The 19,851-nt window shown below is 44.5% G+C and carries 14 protein-coding genes, 14 tRNA genes and 3 rRNA genes; 2 read left to right on the top strand and 29 right to left on the bottom strand.

Annotation, left to right across the window (positions count from 1 at the left end; all coding sequences use genetic code 11):
* Positions 1-4: 4 nt before the first annotated feature.
* Both IMZ31_RS01585 and IMZ31_RS01580 read right to left on the bottom strand, forming a co-directional pair.
* Positions 5-1,417, bottom strand: a complete 1,413-nt coding sequence (locus tag IMZ31_RS01585; protein ID WP_207528922.1) for an MDR family MFS transporter — start codon at positions 1,415-1,417, stop codon at positions 5-7.
* A 105-nt stretch (positions 1,418-1,522) separates the two neighbouring features.
* Positions 1,523-2,200, bottom strand: coding sequence for a redox-sensing transcriptional repressor Rex (locus IMZ31_RS01580; RefSeq protein WP_207528921.1), 678 nt, complete (start codon positions 2,198-2,200; stop codon positions 1,523-1,525).
* Positions 2,201-2,525: 325 nt separating this feature from the next.
* Between IMZ31_RS01580 and IMZ31_RS01575 the strand changes: the two genes are divergently transcribed.
* The gene (locus IMZ31_RS01575) at positions 2,526-4,460 is read left to right on the top strand and encodes an ABC-F family ATP-binding cassette domain-containing protein (protein ID WP_207528920.1); all 1,935 of its coding nucleotides are present in this window, start codon (positions 2,526-2,528) and stop codon (positions 4,458-4,460) included.
* Between the two features lie 336 nt (positions 4,461-4,796).
* Here IMZ31_RS01575 and tsaD read toward each other — a convergent pair whose 3' ends face one another.
* The 22 genes from tsaD to IMZ31_RS01465 all read right to left on the bottom strand — a co-directional run bounded on the left by tsaD (position 4,797) and on the right by IMZ31_RS01465 (position 15,138).
* Entirely contained in the window at positions 4,797-5,831 is a 1,035-nt protein-coding gene (tsaD, locus tag IMZ31_RS01570; RefSeq protein ID WP_207528919.1) for a tRNA (adenosine(37)-N6)-threonylcarbamoyltransferase complex transferase subunit TsaD, read from the bottom strand.
* Positions 5,831-6,253, bottom strand: a complete 423-nt coding sequence (gene rimI / locus IMZ31_RS01565; RefSeq protein WP_207530265.1) for a ribosomal protein S18-alanine N-acetyltransferase — start codon at positions 6,251-6,253, stop codon at positions 5,831-5,833. Before rimI ends, tsaD begins: the two co-directional genes overlap by 1 nt.
* A gap of 16 nt (positions 6,254-6,269) precedes the next feature.
* Positions 6,270-6,980 carry a tRNA (adenosine(37)-N6)-threonylcarbamoyltransferase complex dimerization subunit type 1 TsaB gene (gene tsaB / locus IMZ31_RS01560; protein WP_207528918.1) on the bottom strand — a complete coding sequence of 237 codons (711 nt, stop codon included), beginning with the start codon at positions 6,978-6,980 and terminating at the stop codon, positions 6,270-6,272.
* Complete coding sequence (tsaE, locus tag IMZ31_RS01555; protein ID WP_207528917.1) at positions 6,977-7,435, bottom strand: tRNA (adenosine(37)-N6)-threonylcarbamoyltransferase complex ATPase subunit type 1 TsaE; 459 nt, start codon at positions 7,433-7,435, stop codon at positions 6,977-6,979. The genes tsaB and tsaE overlap by 4 nt, the downstream gene beginning before the upstream one ends.
* Before the next feature lie 222 nt (positions 7,436-7,657).
* Positions 7,658-7,734, bottom strand: a tRNA-Asp gene (locus IMZ31_RS01550).
* A 149-nt stretch (positions 7,735-7,883) separates the two neighbouring features.
* Positions 7,884-7,960: transfer RNA gene (locus tag IMZ31_RS01545), tRNA-Met, on the bottom strand.
* Between the two features lie 164 nt (positions 7,961-8,124).
* Positions 8,125-8,240 (bottom strand): 5S ribosomal RNA (gene rrf / locus IMZ31_RS01540).
* A gap of 198 nt (positions 8,241-8,438) precedes the next feature.
* A 23S ribosomal RNA gene (locus IMZ31_RS01535) occupies positions 8,439-11,353 on the bottom strand.
* A gap of 213 nt (positions 11,354-11,566) precedes the next feature.
* Positions 11,567-13,129: ribosomal RNA gene (locus IMZ31_RS01530) — 16S ribosomal RNA — on the bottom strand.
* The 16S, 23S and 5S rRNA genes sit together here with 14 tRNA genes alongside, the layout of an rRNA operon.
* Before the next feature lie 110 nt (positions 13,130-13,239).
* A tRNA-Ile gene (locus IMZ31_RS01525) sits at positions 13,240-13,316 on the bottom strand.
* Positions 13,317-13,326: 10 nt separating this feature from the next.
* Positions 13,327-13,400: transfer RNA gene (locus IMZ31_RS01520), tRNA-Gly, on the bottom strand.
* Between the two features lie 16 nt (positions 13,401-13,416).
* Positions 13,417-13,493, bottom strand: a tRNA-Pro gene (locus IMZ31_RS01515).
* A 9-nt stretch (positions 13,494-13,502) separates the two neighbouring features.
* Positions 13,503-13,579: transfer RNA gene (locus tag IMZ31_RS01510), tRNA-Arg, on the bottom strand.
* 84 nt (positions 13,580-13,663) lie between these two features.
* A tRNA-Leu gene (locus tag IMZ31_RS01505) sits at positions 13,664-13,750 on the bottom strand.
* A gap of 53 nt (positions 13,751-13,803) precedes the next feature.
* Positions 13,804-13,888, bottom strand: a tRNA-Leu gene (locus IMZ31_RS01500).
* 14 nt (positions 13,889-13,902) lie between these two features.
* Positions 13,903-13,978 (bottom strand) — tRNA-Lys (locus IMZ31_RS01495).
* A 10-nt stretch (positions 13,979-13,988) separates the two neighbouring features.
* Positions 13,989-14,063 (bottom strand) — tRNA-Gln (locus IMZ31_RS01490).
* 6 nt (positions 14,064-14,069) lie between these two features.
* Positions 14,070-14,146, bottom strand: a tRNA-Asp gene (locus IMZ31_RS01485).
* Between the two features lie 11 nt (positions 14,147-14,157).
* Positions 14,158-14,232: transfer RNA gene (locus tag IMZ31_RS01480), tRNA-Glu, on the bottom strand.
* A gap of 10 nt (positions 14,233-14,242) precedes the next feature.
* A tRNA-Ser gene (locus IMZ31_RS01475) sits at positions 14,243-14,333 on the bottom strand.
* A 2-nt stretch (positions 14,334-14,335) separates the two neighbouring features.
* Positions 14,336-14,410 (bottom strand) — tRNA-Asn (locus IMZ31_RS01470).
* A gap of 281 nt (positions 14,411-14,691) precedes the next feature.
* Complete coding sequence (locus IMZ31_RS01465) at positions 14,692-15,138, bottom strand: SprT family protein (RefSeq protein ID WP_207528916.1); 447 nt, start codon at positions 15,136-15,138, stop codon at positions 14,692-14,694.
* Positions 15,139-15,254: 116 nt separating this feature from the next.
* Here IMZ31_RS01465 and cmpA point away from each other — a divergent pair, with 116 nt between their 5' ends.
* Positions 15,255-15,368 (top strand): cortex morphogenetic protein CmpA, encoded by a 114-nt coding sequence (gene cmpA / locus IMZ31_RS01460; RefSeq protein WP_156969217.1) that lies wholly within the window; start codon positions 15,255-15,257, stop codon positions 15,366-15,368.
* A 16-nt stretch (positions 15,369-15,384) separates the two neighbouring features.
* On the opposite strand, the gene IMZ31_RS01455 is transcribed toward cmpA, so the two are convergent.
* From IMZ31_RS01455 to IMZ31_RS01435, 5 genes are all read right to left on the bottom strand, one after another.
* Positions 15,385-17,547, bottom strand: a complete 2,163-nt coding sequence (locus IMZ31_RS01455) for a Tex family protein (protein WP_207528915.1) — start codon at positions 17,545-17,547, stop codon at positions 15,385-15,387.
* 134 nt (positions 17,548-17,681) lie between these two features.
* Complete coding sequence (locus tag IMZ31_RS01450; RefSeq protein ID WP_207528914.1) at positions 17,682-18,275, bottom strand: SpoIIE family protein phosphatase; 594 nt, start codon at positions 18,273-18,275, stop codon at positions 17,682-17,684.
* Positions 18,272-19,063 (bottom strand): RNA polymerase sigma factor SigB, encoded by a 792-nt coding sequence (gene sigB, locus IMZ31_RS01445; RefSeq protein WP_188655951.1) that lies wholly within the window; start codon positions 19,061-19,063, stop codon positions 18,272-18,274. The genes IMZ31_RS01450 and sigB overlap by 4 nt, the downstream gene beginning before the upstream one ends.
* Positions 19,035-19,514, bottom strand: a complete 480-nt coding sequence (gene rsbW, locus IMZ31_RS01440) for an anti-sigma B factor RsbW (RefSeq protein WP_036786609.1) — start codon at positions 19,512-19,514, stop codon at positions 19,035-19,037. Before rsbW ends, sigB begins: the two co-directional genes overlap by 29 nt.
* A complete protein-coding gene (locus IMZ31_RS01435) occupies positions 19,514-19,849 on the bottom strand; it encodes an STAS domain-containing protein (RefSeq protein ID WP_036786611.1) in 336 nt (111 codons plus the stop codon). Before IMZ31_RS01435 ends, rsbW begins: the two co-directional genes overlap by 1 nt.
* Positions 19,850-19,851: the final 2 nt, after the last annotated feature.

Here is a 19,851-nt window from a genome sequence, read left to right as displayed (position 1 = left end):
GCAATTACGTCCCTTCTTCCTCCTCAGAAGAGCTCCCTGCTCCTTTCATAATAAAGGAAAACGGGATCGCTAAGACAATAACGACAGCCGAGACTAGAAAGGCTTCATTTAACGTTTGAAGCGTCGCCTCTGTCATATTTGCCTCTCCGGCTGCAATCACTGCTCGCCTTGTTTCATAATAGATCGAGAAGAAGACAATGCCGAATGATGAGGTCATTTGTCTAAGGACATTATTCATCGCCGATCCTTGAGCGACCAGCTCATCCGATATGGCGTTCATTCCAGCTGTTGTGGCTGGCATATTACTAAGCCCCATTCCAGCACCCCGTACTGCGTTTAACGCGAGGATCACCCAGTATGGAGTGGACAACTCCAGAAAACCAAGGGCTGTTGTGGCAGCAGCCATTACGAACAATCCAATAGGGATAACCGCTTTCGGACCTTTCTTGTCCAAAATCCTCCCCCCAATGGACATCGATACACCGCTTAATGCCGCTGCCGGTAAGAAAAGAAGTCCTGTCATAACCTCATTCAGACCATATACATTCTGAATCAAGAGTGGCAGCAAGAAGATTCCTGAGAAAAGACCAATCGATGCCGCGCCTGTTACGACAACAGATACGGCATACGTCGGAACTTTAAAGACAGATAAGTTCAATAAAGGCTGCGTCTTCCGATTTTCCACAAAGACAAAGGCCACGATCGACAAGATACCAACAACAATCAGACTTATGTTACTGGCTGTAAGAAGGGTCTCAAGTTCCTTCCCTCGTCCAAGGGCAAATAAGATTCCTCCGACACCAATCGTCACAAGAATAAAGCCAATGGTGTCGAATTTAAGAGAAGGATTTTTTTCCGTTTCGACTAAATATTTAGTAGATAGGATAATTCCAATCAGTCCAAATGGAATATTAAATAAAAACAGAAAAGGCCAATCAAAGAACTGAATGATTACCCCGCCGATTGTCGGTCCAATCGCAGGTGCTACCATGGCAGCGACCCCGTATACACCTACAGCTAGACCACGCTCGTGCTTCGGGAAAGCGTTAAAGATTAACGCCATCGCAATCGGCATCAGCAAACCACCCGCAATCCCCTGCACGGCCCTAGAGAGAATAACAAGGCTCAAGGTAGGAGAAATGGAGCCTGACACAGAGCCAACTAAAAAGATGATAAGCCCCGTCACATACACTTTCTTCTTCCCGAAACGATCTCCGAGAAAGCCTGTTAACGGCATTGTCATCCCCATTGCCACCATAAAGATCGTCAGCATCCAGCCTACACTTACAGCATCAGCATCGAAGATTTCCATAAAGCGCGGAAGCGTCGGGTTTAACATGCTGTTATTTAATATCACTGTAAATGTACCAAATAAGACGGATACAACGACAAGCCACTTACTTGATAATTTGCTCAAGCTGCGTCCCTTCTTTCGTTTCTAATTATTTCGTTTTACGAATCGTTTTCTACTATATCACATAATCCACTAGCCAAAACCAATTCCTACACACAAAAAAGAGGCTTAGTCAGCCTCTTTTGGTTCTTCTTCGTTGCCCTCTTCATGTTCGAGAGGATAATGTTTTAAAAAGTATGCCAGTGCTTGCAGCTCTACTGCTAGATCGATATGATGCACCCGTATACCTTCTGGGACAGATATCCGAGCTGGTGTGAAGTTTAATACACCAAGAATTCCTGCCTCTACTAACCGATCAGCTATTCTTTGCGCTTCATTAGCTGGTACCGTTAGAATCGCAACGGAAATCTCTTCTGATAAGTACTCCTCTAATTTATCAATATGATAAACAGGCACACCGCCTATATGACTACCGACTTTCTCTTCCTGCGCATCAAAAGCCATCTCAATCTTCGTGTTGTTATTCTTTGTAAAGTTATAGTGTAAGAAAGCAGTTCCGAGATTTCCTACTCCTATTAAAGCAACCCGCGTAACTTCATCTTGATCAAGAGTTTTACGGAAAAAGGTAAGTAAATAATTCACATTATAACCGTATCCCTTCTTACCAAGGGCACCAAAGTAAGAAAAGTCCCTACGAATTGTGGCTGAATCGACCTTCACCGCCTCACTCAATTCTTTTGATGAGACACGTTGCTTACCTTGGCTATGCAGATTATTTATAAAACGATAATATAAGGGCAGTCGCTTGGCTGTCGCTTGTGGTATTTTTGCCTGATCTAGCTCCATCTCTTATCCCCCTCACTTCATACCGTAACAGTACACTAATCGAGTCCTTAAAGGACCTTTCGCTGATACCGTTAACGCTTCCAATTTCTATAACCACGAATTCAGGAAGATCATAAAGATCATCCTCGTTCTGTTATGAATGAAATTCTATGTTTCTATTTGTTGTTCTATATGATGGATTGTCCTTACAGCATAATTGTAAAGAAATGTTTCTAATTTCACAAACATCTCGACCATGGATAAGAAGCCCGAGTTCACTTCAACGTGTGAACCTTGCTTCACACGCATTTCTTAAGATACACTTAACTCATTGAGGTGAACGACCATGATTCTTATGCAAATGAATAATATTACAAAACGCTTCGGCGCTGATCTTATTCTATCGAATATTAAATTAGAAGTACACACCAATGACCGAATTGCCATTGTTGGACGTAATGGAGCAGGAAAATCGACCTTGCTCAAAATTATGGCCGGTGAGCTTTCGTATGAGGAAGGTGAGCTCCACAAACCCAAAGAAGCTACATTAGGGTATTTAGAGCAGCACACCGGACTCGAATCAGATAAAAGCATCTGGGATGAAATGATCGCCGTATTTGACCATTTAAAAGCTATGGAGAAACAACTCCGTCAAATGGAAGAAAAAATGGCGGATCCTGACCTTATAGCTAAAGAGGAACAATACCAGAAACTTTTAAAAGACTACGATGAATTGCAATTGCGTTTCAAGAATGACGGCGGATATCGTTATGAAGCTGACGTTAAAGCTGTATTAAACGGGTTAAACTTCGGGGATTTCGATTTAACCACGCCAATCGCTACTCTTAGTGGTGGCCAAAAGACAAGACTAGCACTCGGTAAGCTCTTACTTTCTAAACCAGATATCTTAGTCCTTGATGAGCCGACCAACCACTTAGACATCGATACGCTTAATTGGTTAGAGCAATATTTGCAAGGCTACCCAGGAGCTGTCGTTATCGTCTCTCACGACCGCTACTTCCTTGATAAAGTCGTAAATGTCGTTTACGAAATCTCTTATCGCTCTTCTGAGAAATTCCACGGAAACTATAGCAAATATCTAGATCAAAAAGCCGCCAATTACGAACGCGATTTGAAGCAATTTGAGAAACAACAATCAGAAATGAAACGAATGGAAGACTTCATTCAAAAAAATATGGCTCGAGCTTCTACTAGTAAACGAGCTCAAAGTAAACAAAAACAACTTGAGAAGATGGAAAAGGTTGATAAGCCTAAAGGAGATCAAAAGTCCGCTAAATTCACATTTGATATCAACAGAAGAAGCGGAAACGATGTGCTAAAAGCGCGTGATCTTTCTTTCCAATACGAAGACAGTAAAAAACCAGTATTCGAAAACGTCTCCTTTGATGTAAATCGAACAGAACGCTTAGCACTCGTTGGACCTAATGGCGTCGGGAAAACCACCCTTCTCAAAAACATTATTGATAAACTCTCCCCTAGCGGAGGCACGATTCAATATGGAACGAACCTTCAAATCGGGTATTACGACCAGGAACAGGCTCAATTAAATTCTTCCAAAACTGTTCTTCACGAACTATGGGATGAATACCCGTTTATGGATGAGAAAGATGTTCGAACTGTACTGGGTAACTTCCTATTTACCGGAGATGATGTCTTAAAGAGTGTGAACTCTCTAAGCGGTGGTGAGAAAGCAAGAATCGCCCTGGCGAAATTAATGCTTGAGAAATCCAATTTCCTTGTATTGGACGAGCCTACCAACCACCTAGACCTAGATAGCAAAGAAGTACTAGAGTCCGCCTTAATGGATTATCCGGGTACCATTTTATTTGTCTCCCACGACCGTTACTTTATTAACCGGATTGCCACCCAAATCTTGGAGTTAGATGGAACAGACACACACCTTTATCTCGGTGATTACGACTACTATTTAGAGAAAAAGCAAGAAGCGAAGGAAATTGCTGAGTACGAAGCGCAGCAAAACCCTACTGTTCAAAAAGAGACTAAGGATTCTAAGAATCAATTTGAACAAAATAAAGCGGAACAACGCGAAGCCAGAAAGCGAAAGCGTCGCATTGAAGAAATTGAACAAGAAATCGTAGAATTAGAGGAAGTCATTGAAAAAAATGATGCCTTACTCTGTGAACCAGAGGTTTATCAGGATCATGAGAAGTCCTTAGAACTCACAGAAACAAATGAACAATCTCAATCAAAAATCGAATCACTAATGGAAGAATGGGAACAACTCCATGAAGAAAACTAAAAAAGAGGGGATATCCACAAGATATCCCCTCTTTTTTTAACGCTTTCATAGGTTTTGTCGAACTGTGTAACTATCCCCAATGATATCCACACCAATTTTCCTTACAAATACAGTTTTTCACATATTTATACACATAATCCACAGAATTACATTAGGTTATCCACAATTTTTATTCACAAACGATCGTTTACTGTGACAGCATTCTACAATATTTATGCACATCTTAATTTCTGGCTGTGGAAAAGACTGTATATGTACACACTAATTGAAACATTCAGACGTGTTTTCCACATCAAAAAGCGAAACCAATAAATGATTTCGCTTTATCCCTGTGTACTATTTTGTTACAGAACGCTTCGCATATCGCTCTAACGATAAAGACGGATTTCCGTTCAGGTCCCAACCAGCACGGTGACCCTGATTAAAAGCAACGGTTCCTGCTGCAGCAATCATCGCTGCGTTATCTGTGCATAAGTGTAGTGGCGGAATTAATAGCTCAAGTTCTTCATCTGAACCAAACTTTTCTTCAAGACGAGCTCGTAATCCTTTATTAGCAGCTACACCACCTGCTACAATAACTTGCTTCACACCATACTGTTTCGCCGCTTTATACGCTTTTGTGGATAATACGTCAACAACACTTTCCTGAAAGCTCGCCGCAATATCCTCCTGCTTCAATTCAATCCCTTTTTGCTTAGCATTGTGGAGCGTGTTAATAACCGAAGACTTTAATCCACTAAAACTAAAGTCAAAGGAATCATTCTCAAGCCAAGCTCTAGGGAAATCAATCGTCACTTCTCCCTCATGAGCCAGTCGATCAATATGAGGACCACCTGGATAAGGAAGTTTTAGCGTTCTCGCCACTTTATCATAGGCTTCACCGGCTGCATCGTCTCTCGTTTCTCCAATCACTTCAAATGAGCCATGTTCTTTCATAAGAATAAGCTCTGTATGTCCTCCTGAAACAACTAGAGATAGCAATGGAAACTGAAACTCTTTCATCAGACGATTCGCATAGATGTGCCCCGCTATATGCTGTACGCCCACCAGAGGCTTCTGATAAGCAAAAGCTAATGCCTTAGCCGCATTAACCCCTACTAATAAGGCTCCGACTAAGCCAGGGCCTTCTGTAACCGCAATGGCATCGATCTCTTCCATATTCATATCTGCTTGTTCTAATGCCTCTTCTAGAACGAGTGTCACCTGTTCCACATGATGACGTGAAGCAATTTCAGGGACAACGCCACCAAAGCGCTTATGGCTTTCAATTTGAGAAGCAACGACATTCGCTATAAGTTCTGTCCCATTTTTCACAATCGCAACAGCTGTTTCATCACAGCTCGTTTCAATTCCTAGAATATATTGATCCATTATAATTTCACCCACATAACTACAGCATCCTCTTGGTTATCTGTATAATAATTTTTACGTACTCCACCTGGTAGCAGACCATACTTACGGTACAGACGCTGGGCTACGATATTCGATACCCTTACTTCTAGAGATAGTTGGATGGCTCCCACCAAACGTGCCTTTTCCATCACCACTTCAAACAAGGCTTGACCAAGCTTCATGCCTCGGTACTCAGGTAGAATCGCGATATTTGTAATATGAGCTTCATCAATAATAACCCATAACCCACAATACCCTACTAATACGCCTTCAAATTCAAGAACGTAATAAACCGCATAGGGGTTATCCTGAAGCTCGTGTTCAAACGCATCTCGGGTCCATGGAGTGGCAAAGCATGCCTCTTCTAATTGAAGAACCCGATCTATATCCTCTTCTGTCATTTGGCGAACGATCGCTTTACTCACTTTGCTGATGCCCCTTTTGGCTCTCCAGCCATTTGGCCTCAGCCTCAGCAAGGCGAAGATAGTTTGGCGTTAGTTCATGAAGAGAGGTTGGCTCCTTCGTAAGAGCAATACTCGCAAGCATTCCTGCACTTGGCAAATGAACCGGTAAGGAAGAGAAAACAGCTTTCTCACCTAATACTTCTTCGATCTTTTCTTTATGAATAGAAGCTTGAGAACTAATAAATAATACAGATTCCTCTGTAGCGCGTAGCACTTCTAGCCAATCTGACATAAGCACGTTAACTTCATCTTTAACAGGAACCATTTTCTCGAACCCTTCAGCTTGGTACAGCCCTGTATAAACTTGTCCTCTTCTTGCATCAAAGAATGGGCAAACAAGACCATTAAAGAATACCCCATTGTAAGACAGCACCTCTAAGCTTGATACGGCCACAATAGGAATGGATAATGACCAAGCCAATGTCTTAGCTGTCGTGAGTCCAATTCGAACGCCGGTAAACGATCCTGGGCCATGGCCAACGGCAATCAAATCTAGATCTTGTGGCGTCATCTTACAATCTGCTAACAGTTGGTTAATGGCAGGCATAAGTTGTACCGAATGGTTTTTCTTTATATCCGTTGTATATTCAGCTAAGAGCTGCTCTTCTTTCATTAAGGCGATCGTCATCGGTTGATTCGACGTATCGATAGCTAATACAATCATTTGACTAACTCCTTACATAATCGTTCATATCGTTCCCCACGAGGGGTTAATTGTATCGTACGGTGGTCTTCCCCATTATAGAAAAGATGAATATCTAACCGTTCTTTCGGAAGATAGTCTTCAATGTATTGGGCCCACTCCACAACACACACGCCTTCACCTTCGAAATACTCATCAAATCCAATATCTTCATCACTATCTTCAAGACGATAGACATCTAAGTGGTAAAGAGGCATACGACCTTCATATTCTTTAACAATCGTAAATGTGGGACTGCTAATGGTTCTTGTAACACCAAGTCCAACGCCCAGCCCTTTTGTAAAAGTTGTCTTACCTGCTCCAAGATCTCCTTCAAGTGTAAGAAGATCATTCGGTTCTAAAAGAGCACCTAAACGTTCAGCTACTTCTTTCGTCTCTTCAGCAGAGCGGGTATGAATGGTATAGCTTTCATTCATGCGAAACACCTACTTCCTATTCCAGTCTAACGAATCGATTCTTATCTAATTCCCATCATAGCAAAAAAGGGGGCAAAAAGAAAAAAACCTATCTATATCAGTAAAGAGTAGAAGATCAGAGTGAGAGCAACCTCTCAGATCTCCTAAAAAAATGCATTAGAAAAGCCTTAGGAGGTTTTCCTAAGGCTTGTATAAACAATCATATGTAATCAAAAACAAAAATGGCGGTCCGGACGGGACTCGAACCCGCGACCTCCTGCGTGACAGGCAGGCATTCTAACCAACTGAACTACCGGACCATTTTCTAATTTGATTAATCTAAATACAACGATTATTTGTAACTCGAAGATGTTAAATCAACGTTGCACAAATTTAATTTGGTTGCACCTAAAGGTACACAATCATTTGTAATTCGATGAAGTAAAATCAACGTTGTACAAATTTAATTTGGTTGCGGGGACAGGATTTGAACCTGCGACCTTCGGGTTATGAGCCCGACGAGCTACCAGACTGCTCCACCCCGCGACGATAAAAAATATTCATAATGTTGAGCATGCTCCAAGTCTCAGAAAGACTGTCCCTTCCTCTGCAAGATCATTCAAGGAAGTGAATGTGTCGGGACAACTCGAAGTTGTTTCAGTGAAGTGATGCTCGTTGCTCCACCCCGCGACGATAATAATATAAACAAAGCATGGCGGCGTCCTACTCTTGCGGGGGTGAAACCCCGACTACCATCGGCGCTGAAGAGCTTAACTTCTGTGTTCGGCATGGGAACAGGTGTGACCTCTTCGCCAAAACCGCCATACTATTGTTTTGTTTGAAGGAGTACCTTCAAAACTAGATAAGAATTAAGACATCGCACATTGGTACGTCTTGCGCACGAGCTGACATCCAGCTCCAACTCCCAGACCCTAGCGTATAAGTCATCTTTTCTACAAAGGCTAACGCCTTTTCCGAAAATCTGTCTTATCCGTACGGGTCTAAGCGGTCGTTTGCGCTTCAGTTAGATAAGCCCTCGATTTATTAGTATCGGTCAGCTGCACGTGTCACCACGCTTCCACCTCCGACCTATCAACCTTGTCGTCTACAAGGAATCTTACTCACTCGAAGTGATGGGAAATCTCATCTTGAAGTGGGCTTCATGCTTAGATGCTTTCAGCACTTATCCCTTCCGCACGTAGCTACCCAGCTGTGCTCCTGGCGGAACAACTGGTGCACCAGCGGTGCGTCCATCCCGGTCCTCTCGTACTAAGGACAGCTCTCCTCAAATTTCCAACGCCCACGACGGATAGGGACCGAACTGTCTCACGACGTTCTGAACCCAGCTCGCGTACCGCTTTAATGGGCGAACAGCCCAACCCTTGGGACCGACTACAGCCCCAGGATGCGATGAGCCGACATCGAGGTGCCAAACCTCCCCGTCGATGTGGACTCTTGGGGGAGATAAGCCTGTTATCCCCGGGGTAGCTTTTATCCGTTGAGCGACGGCCCTTCCATGCGGCACCGCCGGATCACTAAGCCCGACTTTCGTCCCTGCTCGACTTGTAGGTCTCGCAGTCAAGCTCCCTTGTGCCTTTGCACTCTGCGAATGATTTCCAACCATTCTGAGGGAACCTTTGGGCGCCTCCGTTACTTTTTGGGAGGCGACCGCCCCAGTCAAACTGCCCACCTGACACTGTCTCCGGACCGGATCACGGTCCTGGGTTAGAATGTCAATACAGCCAGGGTGGTATCCCACGGATGCCTCCACCGAAGCTAGCGCTCCGGTATCGACGGCTCCCACCTATCCTGTACAAGCTGTACCAACATTCAATATCAGGCTACAGTAAAGCTCCACGGGGTCTTTCCGTCCTGTCGCGGGTAATGCGCATCTTCACGCATAGTATAATTTCACCGGGTCTCTTGTTGAGACAGTGCCCAATTCGTTGCACCTTTCGTGCGGGTCGGAACTTACCCGACAAGGAATTTCGCTACCTTAGGACCGTTATAGTTACGGCCGCCGTTTACTGGGGCTTCGGTTCAAAGCTTCGCATAAGCTAACTCATCCCCTTAACCTTCCAGCACCGGGCAGGTGTCAGCCCCTATACTTCACCTTTCGGTTTCGCAGAGACCTGTGTTTTTGCTAAACAGTCGATTGGGCCTTTTCACTGCGGCTCCTCCTATGAAGGAGCACCCCTTCTCCCGAAGTTACGGGGTCATTTTGCCGAGTTCCTTAACAAGAGTTCTCCCGATCACCTTAGGATACTCTCCTCGTCTACCTGTGTCGGTTTGCGGTACGGGCACCTCTTTCCTCATTAGAGGCTTTTCTTGGCAGTGTGAAATCAGGAACTTCGGTACTATAGTTCCCTCCCCATCACAGCTTGTGATTGATGCACGGATTTGCCTATGCATCTCACTCACTGCTTGGCCGCTCACATCCAGTGGAGCGGATTCCCTATCCTACTGCGTCCCCCCGTCATTCAAACGGAAAGGAGGTGGTACAGGAATATCAACCTGTTATCCATCGCCTACGCCTTTCGGCCTCGGCTTAGGTCCCGACTAACCCTGAGCGGACGAGCCTTCCTCAGGAAACCTTAGACTTACGGTGGAAGAGATTCTCACTCTTCTTTCGCTACTCATACCGGCATTCTCACTTCTAAGCGCTCCACCAGTCCTTACGGTCTGACTTCACAGCACTTAGAACGCTCTCCTACCATTGTTCGTAAGAACAATCCACAGCTTCGGTGTTATGTTTAGCCCCGGTACATTTTCGGCGCAGAGTCACTCGACCAGTGAGCTATTACGCACTCTTTAAATGATGGCTGCTTCTAAGCCAACATCCTGGTTGTCTGAGCAACTCCACATCCTTTTCCACTTAACATAAACTTAGGGACCTTAGCTGGTGGTCTGGGCTGTTCCCCTCTCGACTACGGACCTTATCACTCGCAGTCTGACTCCCAAGGATGAGTCGTTGGCATTCGGAGTTTGACTGAATTCGGTAACCCGATGAGGGCCCCTAGTCCAATCAGTGCTCTACCTCCAAGACTCTTACCTTGAGGCTAGCCCTAAAGCTATTTCGGAGAGAACCAGCTATCTCCGTGTTCGATTGGCATTTCACCGCTACCCACACCTCATCCCCGCACTTTTCAACGTGCGTGGGTTCGGGCCTCCAGCCAGTGTTACCTGGCCTTCACCCTGGACATGGGTAGATCACACGGTTTCGGGTCTACGACCACATACTATTTCGCCCTATTCAGACTCGCTTTCGCTGCGGCTCCGATTTTTCATCTTAACCTTGCATGGGATCGTAACTCGCCGGTCCATTCTACAAAAGGTACGCTGTCACCCATTAACGGGCTCCAACTACTTGTAGGCACACGGTTTCAGGTTCTATTTCACTCCCCTCCCGGGGTGCTTTTCACCTTTCCCTCACGGTACTGGTTCACTATCGGTCACTAGGGAGTATTTAGCCTTGGGAGATGGTCCTCCCGGATTCCGACGGAATTCCTCGTGTTCCGCCGTACTCAGGATCCACTCCGGAGGAAACAAGATTTTGACTACAGGGCCGTTACCTTCTTCGGCTGACCGTTCCAGATCATTCATCTATCTTGTTTCTTTGTAACTCCAATGGAGTGTCCTACAACCCCAGAGAGCAAGCTCTCTGGTTTGGGCTAATTCCGTTTCGCTCGCCGCTACTCAGGAAATCGCGTTTGCTTTCTCTTCCTTCGGGTACTGAGATGTTTCAGTTCCCCGAGTCTACCTTCCTTAACCTATGTATTCAGTTAAGGATCCTACCCCATTACGGGTAGTGGGTTTCCCCATTCGGAAATCTCCGGATCATAGCCTACTTACGGCTCCCCGAAGCATATCGGTGTTAGTCCCGTCCTTCATCGGCTCCTAGTGCCAAGGCATCCACCGTGCGCCCTTATTCACTTAACTATCTAAAATCAATGTGAAAAGACGCATCATAATGATGCTTACGTTAAATCTAACGTTGGTTTGATGTCTAATTCTTATCTAGTTTTCAAGGTACTGTTTGAAAGCATTTGAGCTTCCAAAACCGAACGAAACAAACATGGTCAATGGTTTAATGGCACAGTATGTGCCTGCTAGCAAGTCCCGAAGGACTCGCTAGTTCCGTAATATCCTTAGAAAGGAGGTGATCCAGCCGCACCTTCCGATACGGCTACCTTGTTACGACTTCACCCCAATCATTGGCCCCACCTTCGGCGGCTGGCTCCAAAAAGGTTACCTCACCGACTTCGGGTGTTGCCAACTCTCGTGGTGTGACGGGCGGTGTGTACAAGGCCCGGGAACGTATTCACCGCAGTATGCTGACCTGCGATTACTAGCGATTCCGGCTTCATACAGGCGAGTTGCAGCCTGCAATCCGAACTGAGAATGGTTTTTTGAGATTTGCTTGACCTCGCGATCTCGCAGCCCTCTGTACCATCCATTGTAGCACGTGTGTAGCCCAGGTCATAAGGGGCATGATGATTTGACGTCATCCCCGCCTTCCTCCGGTTTGTCACCGGCAGTCACCTTAGAGTGCCCAACTGAATGCTGGCAACTAAGATTAGGGGTTGCGCTCGTTGCGGGACTTAACCCAACATCTCACGACACGAGCTGACGACAACCATGCACCACCTGTCATTCCGTCCCCGAAGGGAACTCCCTATCTCTAGGGATAGCGGAAGATGTCAAGACCTGGTAAGGTTCTTCGCGTTGCTTCGAATTAAACCACATGCTCCACCGCTTGTGCGGGCCCCCGTCAATTCTTTTGAGTTTCAGCCTTGCGGCCGTACTCCCCAGGCGGAGTGCTTAATGCGTTAACTTCAGCACTAAGGGGCGGAAACCCCCTAACACCTAGCACTCAACGTTTACGGCGTGGACTACCAGGGTATCTAATCCTGTTTGCTACCCACGCTTTCGCGCCTCAGCGTCAGTTACAGACCAGAGAGTCGCCTTCGCCACTGGTGTTCCTCCACATATCTACGCATTTCACCGCTACACGTGGAATTCCACTCTCCTCTTCTGTACTCAAGTTCCCCAGTTTCCAATGGCCCTCCACAGTTGAGCTGTGGGCTTTCACATCAGACTTAAGAAACCGCCTGCGCGCGCTTTACGCCCAATAATTCCGGACAACGCTTGCCACCTACGTATTACCGCGGCTGCTGGCACGTAGTTAGCCGTGGCTTTCTGGTTAGGTACCGTCAAGGTACCAGCATTTCCTCTGGTACTTGTTCTTCCCTAACAACAGAACTTTACGATCCGAAGACCTTCATCGTTCACGCGGCGTTGCTCCGTCAGACTTTCGTCCATTGCGGAAGATTCCCTACTGCTGCCTCCCGTAGGAGTCTGGGCCGTGTCTCAGTCCCAGTGTGGCCGATCACCCTCTCAGGTCGGCTACGCATCGTCGCCTTGGTAAGCCGTTACCTTACCAACTAGCTAATGCGCCGCGGGCCCATCCATGAGTGACGGCCGAAACCGCCTTTTACCAGTGAACCATGCAGTTCACTGGGTTATTCGGTATTAGCTCCGGTTTCCCGGAGTTATCCCGATCTCATGGGTAGGTTGCCCACGTGTTACTCACCCGTCCGCCGCTCGATCCACAACAATCACCCCGAAGGGATCATGTTGTTTCACGCGCTCGACTTGCATGTATTAGGCACGCCGCCAGCGTTCGTCCTGAGCCAAGATCAAACTCTCCATAAAGTTAGAGTTTGCCTAGCATCAAATAAATGATTACTGGCTTTAAAAAATAATTTAAAGACATTGACGTTACATGTTGTTTCGTTCAGTTTTCAAAGATCAAATGTTTCTTCTGGTGGGCCTGAGTGGACTTGAACCACCGACCTCACGCTTATCAGGCGTGCGCTCTAACCAACTGAGCTACAGGCCCATATTTATAATGGAGCGGGTGATGGGAATCGAACCCACGACATCAGCTTGGAAGGCTGAGGTTTTACCACTAAACTACACCCGCATATAAAGTTTTCCGATGGTCGGGAAGACAGGATTCGAACCTGCGACCCCATGGTCCCAAACCATGTGCTCTACCAAGCTGAGCTACTTCCCGGAAAAGAAATGGCGCGCCCGAGAGGAGTCGAACCCCTAACCTCTTGATCCGTAGTCAAACGCTCTATCCAATTGAGCTACGGGCGCATGTTTTTTGAAGCGACAAGATTTATTGTATCATGTCTGTTTTATCAATGCAAGCACTTTTTTATTTTTTCTTTGTGACTTCAATGGTGCGGTCGAGAGGATTTGAACCTCCACGGGGTGAACCCCCACTAGGCCCTCAACCTAGCGCGTCTGCCATTCCGCCACGACCGCTCATCATAAATGAGCTTTTAACGCTTGTTAGCGAAGATCGCTTACTGTAATAATGGTGCGGGTGGAGGGACTTGAACCCCCACGTCGAGAGACACTAGATCCTAAGTCTAGCGCGTCTGCCAATTCCGCCACACCCGCACGGTGTGTATAAATGGTGAGCCATGGAGGATTCGAACCTCCGACCCTCTGATTAAAAGTCAGATGCTCTACCAACTGAGCTAATGGCTCTTCATAATAGTGGCTGGCCCAGCTGGATTCGAACCAGCGCATGACGGTACCAAAAACCGTTGCCTTACCGCTTGGCTATGGGCCAAAATAGTGGCGGTCCGGACGGGACTCGAACCCGCGACCTCCTGCGTGACAGGCAGGCATTCTAACCAACTGAACTACCGGACCAAAAAAATAAATGGTGACCCGTACGGGATTCGAACCCGTGTTACCGCCGTGAAAGGGCGGTGTCTTAACCACTTGACCAACGGGCCAGTTAAGAAATGGCGGAGAAGGAGGGATTTGAACCCTCGCGCCGCTTACGCGACCTACACCCTTAGCAGGGGCGCCTCTTCAGCCACTTGAGTACTTCTCCACTGGCTCCAACGGCAGGATTCGAACCTGCGACCGATCGGTTAACAGCCGATAGCTCTACCACTGAGCTACGTTGGAATAAGAATTAATGAAGCATTTGTTTTCGGCTTATTTTGTTTCGCCGACAATTAAATACTTTATCAGATATTGTTTTTGTTTGCAAGGAATTTTTTAAAGAAATTTAACTGGTTTGTTTCGTTTCTTTTTTTGTTTTCCTTAGCGACTTTTAATATGTTACAACACTTTAGTTGCACTGTCAATTCCTCTAACGAAAAAAATGAAATTCATAAAATCGGTTAAAGTGCCGTATCGATGACGGCTATAATAATTTAACACGTGGGTCGTCCAAGGTCAATACATTATTCTATCTTTTTTAACTTCCCTTTGCATTTTCCGCATCGATATTTCGATGTATTCACTCTCTTCATCCGTTTATAGATGTGCCCACAGTCCTCGCATTGATAGATATGATTAGGCTCTCTATACCGGGAAGGCAGCGCCTTACAGAATCGCGGAGATCCGGTTTTCTTTAATAAAGCTCTGAACTCTGGGTCACGATGTTGGTACCCTTTCCCCTCTATATGAAGATGATAATGACATAACTCATGTTTGATTATCCCTTCAAATTCCTCTTCACCTAACTCTGAAAGGTATTTAGGATTCAGTTCAATTCTTCTTTGAGCCGGCAAGTAGCGTCCTCCTGTTGTACGTAGACGGTTGTTCATTATTACCTCATCCGGATATGGCTTCCCAAACCATTCTCTTGATATCTTATCTACCCAGCTCCATAACGCTTTATTTTCCATAGTTTCCCCTCCTTTATCACATATAGGCGTTTATATGCATAACATAAAAGTAACGCTATTACCTTTCTCAATCGCAACATGACGTTTTACATATTAATAGAAAGGTGGTGTCCTTTATGCCTGGTTGGTTACAGCGACAACTGATGAAAGCATACCAGGAAAAGAATTCTTATCAAATCAAGATGCTTAATCAGTGTTGGTATTTCTATAGAAAAAAACACTGCTCGTAAGCAGTGCTTTCTTCTATTATTCAGCAGGTCCTAGCATCGATAAGGCAATCCGCTCTTTTTTCTTATCTACATCTTCGACCCATACGGTTACTACATCTCCAACCGCCACAACATCTAATGGATGTTTCACAAAGCGCTTAGCTAGTTTAGATATATGAACTAAACCATCTTGCTTCACCCCAATGTCTACAAATACGCCAAAGTCTACAACATTGCGCACTGTACCTTGTAACTCCATACCCTGTCTTAGATCTTCCATTGAAAGAACGTCCTTCTTCAATAAAGGAGTTGGTAAGTCATCACGAGGGTCACGGCCAGGCTGAACAAGAGCTTCTAATATATCTTGGAGTGTAGGAACACCAATACCTAGTTGGCTAGCAGCCTCTGTTACATTTAGGTTCTTAACCTGGTCATTTAGTTTATCTGTTCCAAGATCTTCTACAGAACATCCCATCGTCTTCAGCAATTCTTTCGTTCCTTTATAACTCTCAGGGTGGATGGGTGTACGATCTAACGGCTCATCACCGTCAGGTAACCTTAAGAAACCAATACTTTGTTCATATGTTTTAGCTCCAAGGCGAGGGATTTTCTTTAATTGATTTCGATTTGTAAACTTTCCTTGCTCTTCTCTTGCCTTCACAATATTATTCGCAACTGTTTTGCTAAGGCCTGATACATATTGAAGTAGAGAAGGGGAAGCCGTATTGGCATTCACACCAACCTGGTTCACCGTTGTCTCCACAACGAACGTTAAAGATTGATTTAATTTCTTCTGAGTAACGTCATGTTGGTACTGCCCAACACCTATAGACTTAGGATCAATCTTCACTAGTTCAGCCAGTGGGTCTTGCACCCGGCGGGCAATAGATACAGCACTCCGCTCTTCTACTTGTAAATCAGGGAACTCTTCACGCGCTAACTTCGAAGCAGAGTACACACTTGCTCCCGCTTCATTCACAATCATGTAGGCAATATCTAAATGGTTGTTCTGAATCATATCAGCGATAAATTGTTCCGTTTCTCTAGAAGCTGTCCCATTCCCAATAGCAACCAGCTCAATTGGGTATTCCTTCATGAGTTGAAGAATAACTTTCTCCGCGCCTTTTTTATCATTTTTAGGAGGTGTCGGGTAGACTACCTTGATTGCTTGTACTTTCCCTGTTTCATCTACAACCGATAGTTTACAACCTGTTCGGTAAGCCGGATCAACTCCGAGCACAGCACGCCCCTTTAATGGAGGCTGGAGCAATAAGTTCTTTAAGTTCTTTGAAAAGACATCAATCGCCTGTTCTTCTGCCCTTTCAGAAAGAGATGTGCGTACTTCTCTTTCTACAGAAGGTTGAATTAATCTTTTATAGGAATCTTCTATTGCTTCCTTCCATAATTGGTTGGTCTCACCCGCTTGCTTTGGAACGAGCTTCTTGTGTAAGTAATCCACGACTAATTCCACAGGCGGAGCGATCCCCACTTTGAGTATTCCCTCTTTCTCACCACGGTTAAGTGCAAGGACCCGGTGGGATGCAATGGATCGGACAGGTTCTGAATAATCATAGTACATTTCAAAGATACTCTTCTCATCTAACACTTTATTCTTATCCGCAGATTCAATTGCACCTTTTTCAAAAGTCTTGGTTCTGATGTAGTCCCTATAAGAAGGCTCATCCGAAATCCATTCAGCAATAATATCATTCACTCCTGCAAGCACATCATCAATTGTATGTAATTCGTGTTCCTCTGAAAGATATTGCTCTGCCTCATGTGATAAACGAACCGTCTCATGGTTCCAAATCGCAAGCGCCAAAGGCTCTAACCCTTTTTCTTTTGCAACAGTCGCTTTTGTTCGACGCTTTTGCTTATATGGTCTATAAAGGTCTTCCACCTTCTGTAACTGTTGAGCTTGAAGGATTTCTGAACGTAGCTCCTCTGTCAATTTCCCTTGCTCTTCAATTAAGCGAACAACCTCTTCTTTCCTTTTCGATAGGTTCTGTCCATATTCCCACTTTTCTTGAATGGTATTGATCTGTACTTCATCCAGTCCGTTCGTTTGCTCTTTTCGATACCTGGCAATGAAAGGGACCGTGTTTCCTTCATTGAGCAGCGAGATAACTTCCTGAATTAAAGACGATTTTATTGAAGTTTCTTGTGCCACCCACTGTATAATTTGAGCTTCATCGTTCATATGAGTTCCTCCTATTCCTTTTGACCCTATTCATCTATTTTACCAAACTCCATCACTATTTCCTATTTCACCCTGAAAGAGCTTTCTATACACAAAAAAACCTTGCCCTCTTACAGTTTGTAAGGACAAGGTTTTTAACCATATTTCATCGCAATAAAAGTTGTATCATCATCGTATTTTACTGGTTGTTGTTGCTTGAATGATTCCATAATTAGTTCTAGGTTTTTGGATACGAATGTGTTCGAGGATAAAGTCCGTTCATTTACTCCATCAGAAAACATAAAGAAAAGCATTCCCGTATGTAACGAGTCTCGCTTAACGTTATAAGGCCTGGGATAGCCTGACAAATACCCTGCTACAGGTATATTACGTTGCTTCTTCCCATGCGCAGGGACAACAACAATACCTATATTTCCAATTGAGGTAAAGGAATAAGTTCCTTCAGAGAAATCCATTCTTAGTATACCTAGCACAGCACCACGTTTATCTCTTAAAGTATCATTAGCCTTGTTGATGATGGTATCAATAGACCCATCCACATTTTCTTCGATGACTTCCATAACAGCTTTAGATGATTCGCGAGCATACTCACCGCTACCGAGTCCATCTGCTAATGCACAAATGAACCCATCCTCTGTTTGCTGATAGAAGTAACTATCACCGCAATAATAATTCCCTTTTTTAGGCTGCTGAAATACTTTCAGATCAACTTTCGGTTTTTCCGTCAATAGTAAGACTCCGACTCATCTGTCTGTAAGGCTTCTTTCAACTTACGAAGAGCGCGTCGCTGCAGTCTGGATACGTGCATTTGTGAAATCCCTAACTGCTCTCCTGTGTCTTTTTGACTCATGTTATCAAAGTAGGTACACCTTAGGATTTCTTGTTCTCTTTCCGTCAATATTGGAAGTACTTTTTCAAGTAGCATTTGTTGGTCAATCTGGTCAAAGCCTTTTTCAGAGTTCCCAATTAAGTCTAATATTGTGACCGTACTTCCATCTGAATCTGCTTCAATTTTTCGATCCACAGATAGCGCCTTGTAGCTTTTACCCATCTCCATTGTTTCTAATACTTCCTCTTCTGAAACGCCAATATAATCAGCAATTTCAATTACAGAGGGAGAACGTTGGAGATCTGTTGTAAGTTCTTCTGCTGCTTTTTTAATTTTAGGACCAAGTTCTTTAATACGGCGCGGGACGTGCACACTCCACGTTTTGTCTCTGATGAATCGCTTGATTTCGCCAATAATAGTTGGGATGGCGAATGATTCGAATGATTTCCCAAACGAAGGATCATACCTGCGGATAGCAGCTAGTAGCCCTAACATTCCGACTTGAACTAGATCTTCGTGAATGGAACTGTTTTTAGAGTACTTTTTCGCGATGGATTGAACGAGATCCTCATATTGAAGTACAATCTTTTCTTGTACAACTTCATCTTCAGGGGTTTCCTGTAAGTGTTTGATCCATTCGTAAACCTCACCATCACGTTTATTGTGTGGTTGAGATTTGGTCGTCATTAAACCCCACCTCATTTTCATGAAGATATTTCGTCATTAGAACGATAACTCCGTATTTATTATTAATTTCAACTTTATCCATTAGTGCATCGATTAAGAAGAGTCCAAAACCGCCTTCTCTCAATTCTTCAATTGAGTCTTCTTCCTGGTAAGGGCCTGTATCTTCTTTAACCTTCTTCAGATCAAAGCTACCACCATGATCAGCTACCATAACTTCTAATCGGTCCTCATACACTCCAAAACCAAGTGTAATTTCACCTTCGCCCGTTTCGTTATAGGCATGCTTCACTGCGTTCGTGATCGCTTCAGAGATCCCTACTTTAAGATCTTCTATATCGTCATAAGCAAATCCCATACGATTGGCGATGCCTGAAATACTTAGTCTTACAACACCAACATATTCTGCTTTGGCAGGTATCTTGATTTCAATAAAGTCAAATGTCTCTGTCATTACATTCCACCTCGTACCGTAGAATCTGTTTCAATATCAATAATCTCTGTTAACCCTGTAATTTCAAATAGACGGTATACACGATCATTCATTTTCACCAACGTTAACTGGCTATCATACTCTTTTGTTGATTTTAGAGCACTGATGAATACTCCTAGTCCCGTACTATCCATGTAGGAAACCCCTTCAAGGTCAACCTTTACGACAGCCTGGTCTTCTTGCGTTAAAGGAAGCAATGTTTCTTTTAATTTTGGTGCTGTATATGCATCAATTTCACCGCTTAGAGTTACGGTTTTTAATTTTTCATTATCATCTACATTAATATTAAGATTCATAT

The organism is Pontibacillus sp. ALD_SL1 (assembly GCF_017355605.1).
The sequence above is the reverse complement of the archived record's forward strand: the minus strand, read 5'-3'. Positions and strand labels throughout refer to the sequence as shown.

What these genes read in the sequence shown, in the direction of transcription:
- tsaB (WP_207528918.1), bottom strand. Translation starts at nt 6,980, where the DNA reads ATGATTGTATTAGCTATCGATACGTCGAATCAACCGATGACGATCGCC.
- IMZ31_RS01465 (WP_207528916.1), bottom strand. Translation starts at nt 15,138, where the DNA reads ATGGAAAATAAAGCGTTATGGAGCTGGGTAGATAAGATATCAAGAGAA.
- IMZ31_RS01580 (WP_207528921.1), bottom strand. Translation starts at nt 2,200, where the DNA reads ATGGAGCTAGATCAGGCAAAAATACCACAAGCGACAGCCAAGCGACTG.
- IMZ31_RS01455 (WP_207528915.1), bottom strand. Translation starts at nt 17,547, where the DNA reads ATGAACGATGAAGCTCAAATTATACAGTGGGTGGCACAAGAAACTTCA.
- rsbW (WP_036786609.1), bottom strand. Translation starts at nt 19,514, where the DNA reads ATGACAGAGACATTTGACTTTATTGAAATCAAGATACCTGCCAAAGCA.
- IMZ31_RS01575 (WP_207528920.1), top strand. Translation starts at nt 2,526, where the DNA reads ATGATTCTTATGCAAATGAATAATATTACAAAACGCTTCGGCGCTGAT.
- rimI (WP_207530265.1), bottom strand. Translation starts at nt 6,253, where the DNA reads ATGACAGAAGAGGATATAGATCGGGTTCTTCAATTAGAAGAGGCATGC.
- tsaE (WP_207528917.1), bottom strand. Translation starts at nt 7,435, where the DNA reads ATGAATGAAAGCTATACCATTCATACCCGCTCTGCTGAAGAGACGAAA.
- sigB (WP_188655951.1), bottom strand. Translation starts at nt 19,063, where the DNA reads ATGACGACCAAATCTCAACCACACAATAAACGTGATGGTGAGGTTTAC.
- cmpA (WP_156969217.1), top strand. Translation starts at nt 15,255, where the DNA reads ATGCCTGGTTGGTTACAGCGACAACTGATGAAAGCATACCAGGAAAAG.
- IMZ31_RS01435 (WP_036786611.1), bottom strand. Translation starts at nt 19,849, where the DNA reads ATGAATCTTAATATTAATGTAGATGATAATGAAAAATTAAAAACCGTA.
- tsaD (WP_207528919.1), bottom strand. Translation starts at nt 5,831, where the DNA reads ATGGATCAATATATTCTAGGAATTGAAACGAGCTGTGATGAAACAGCT.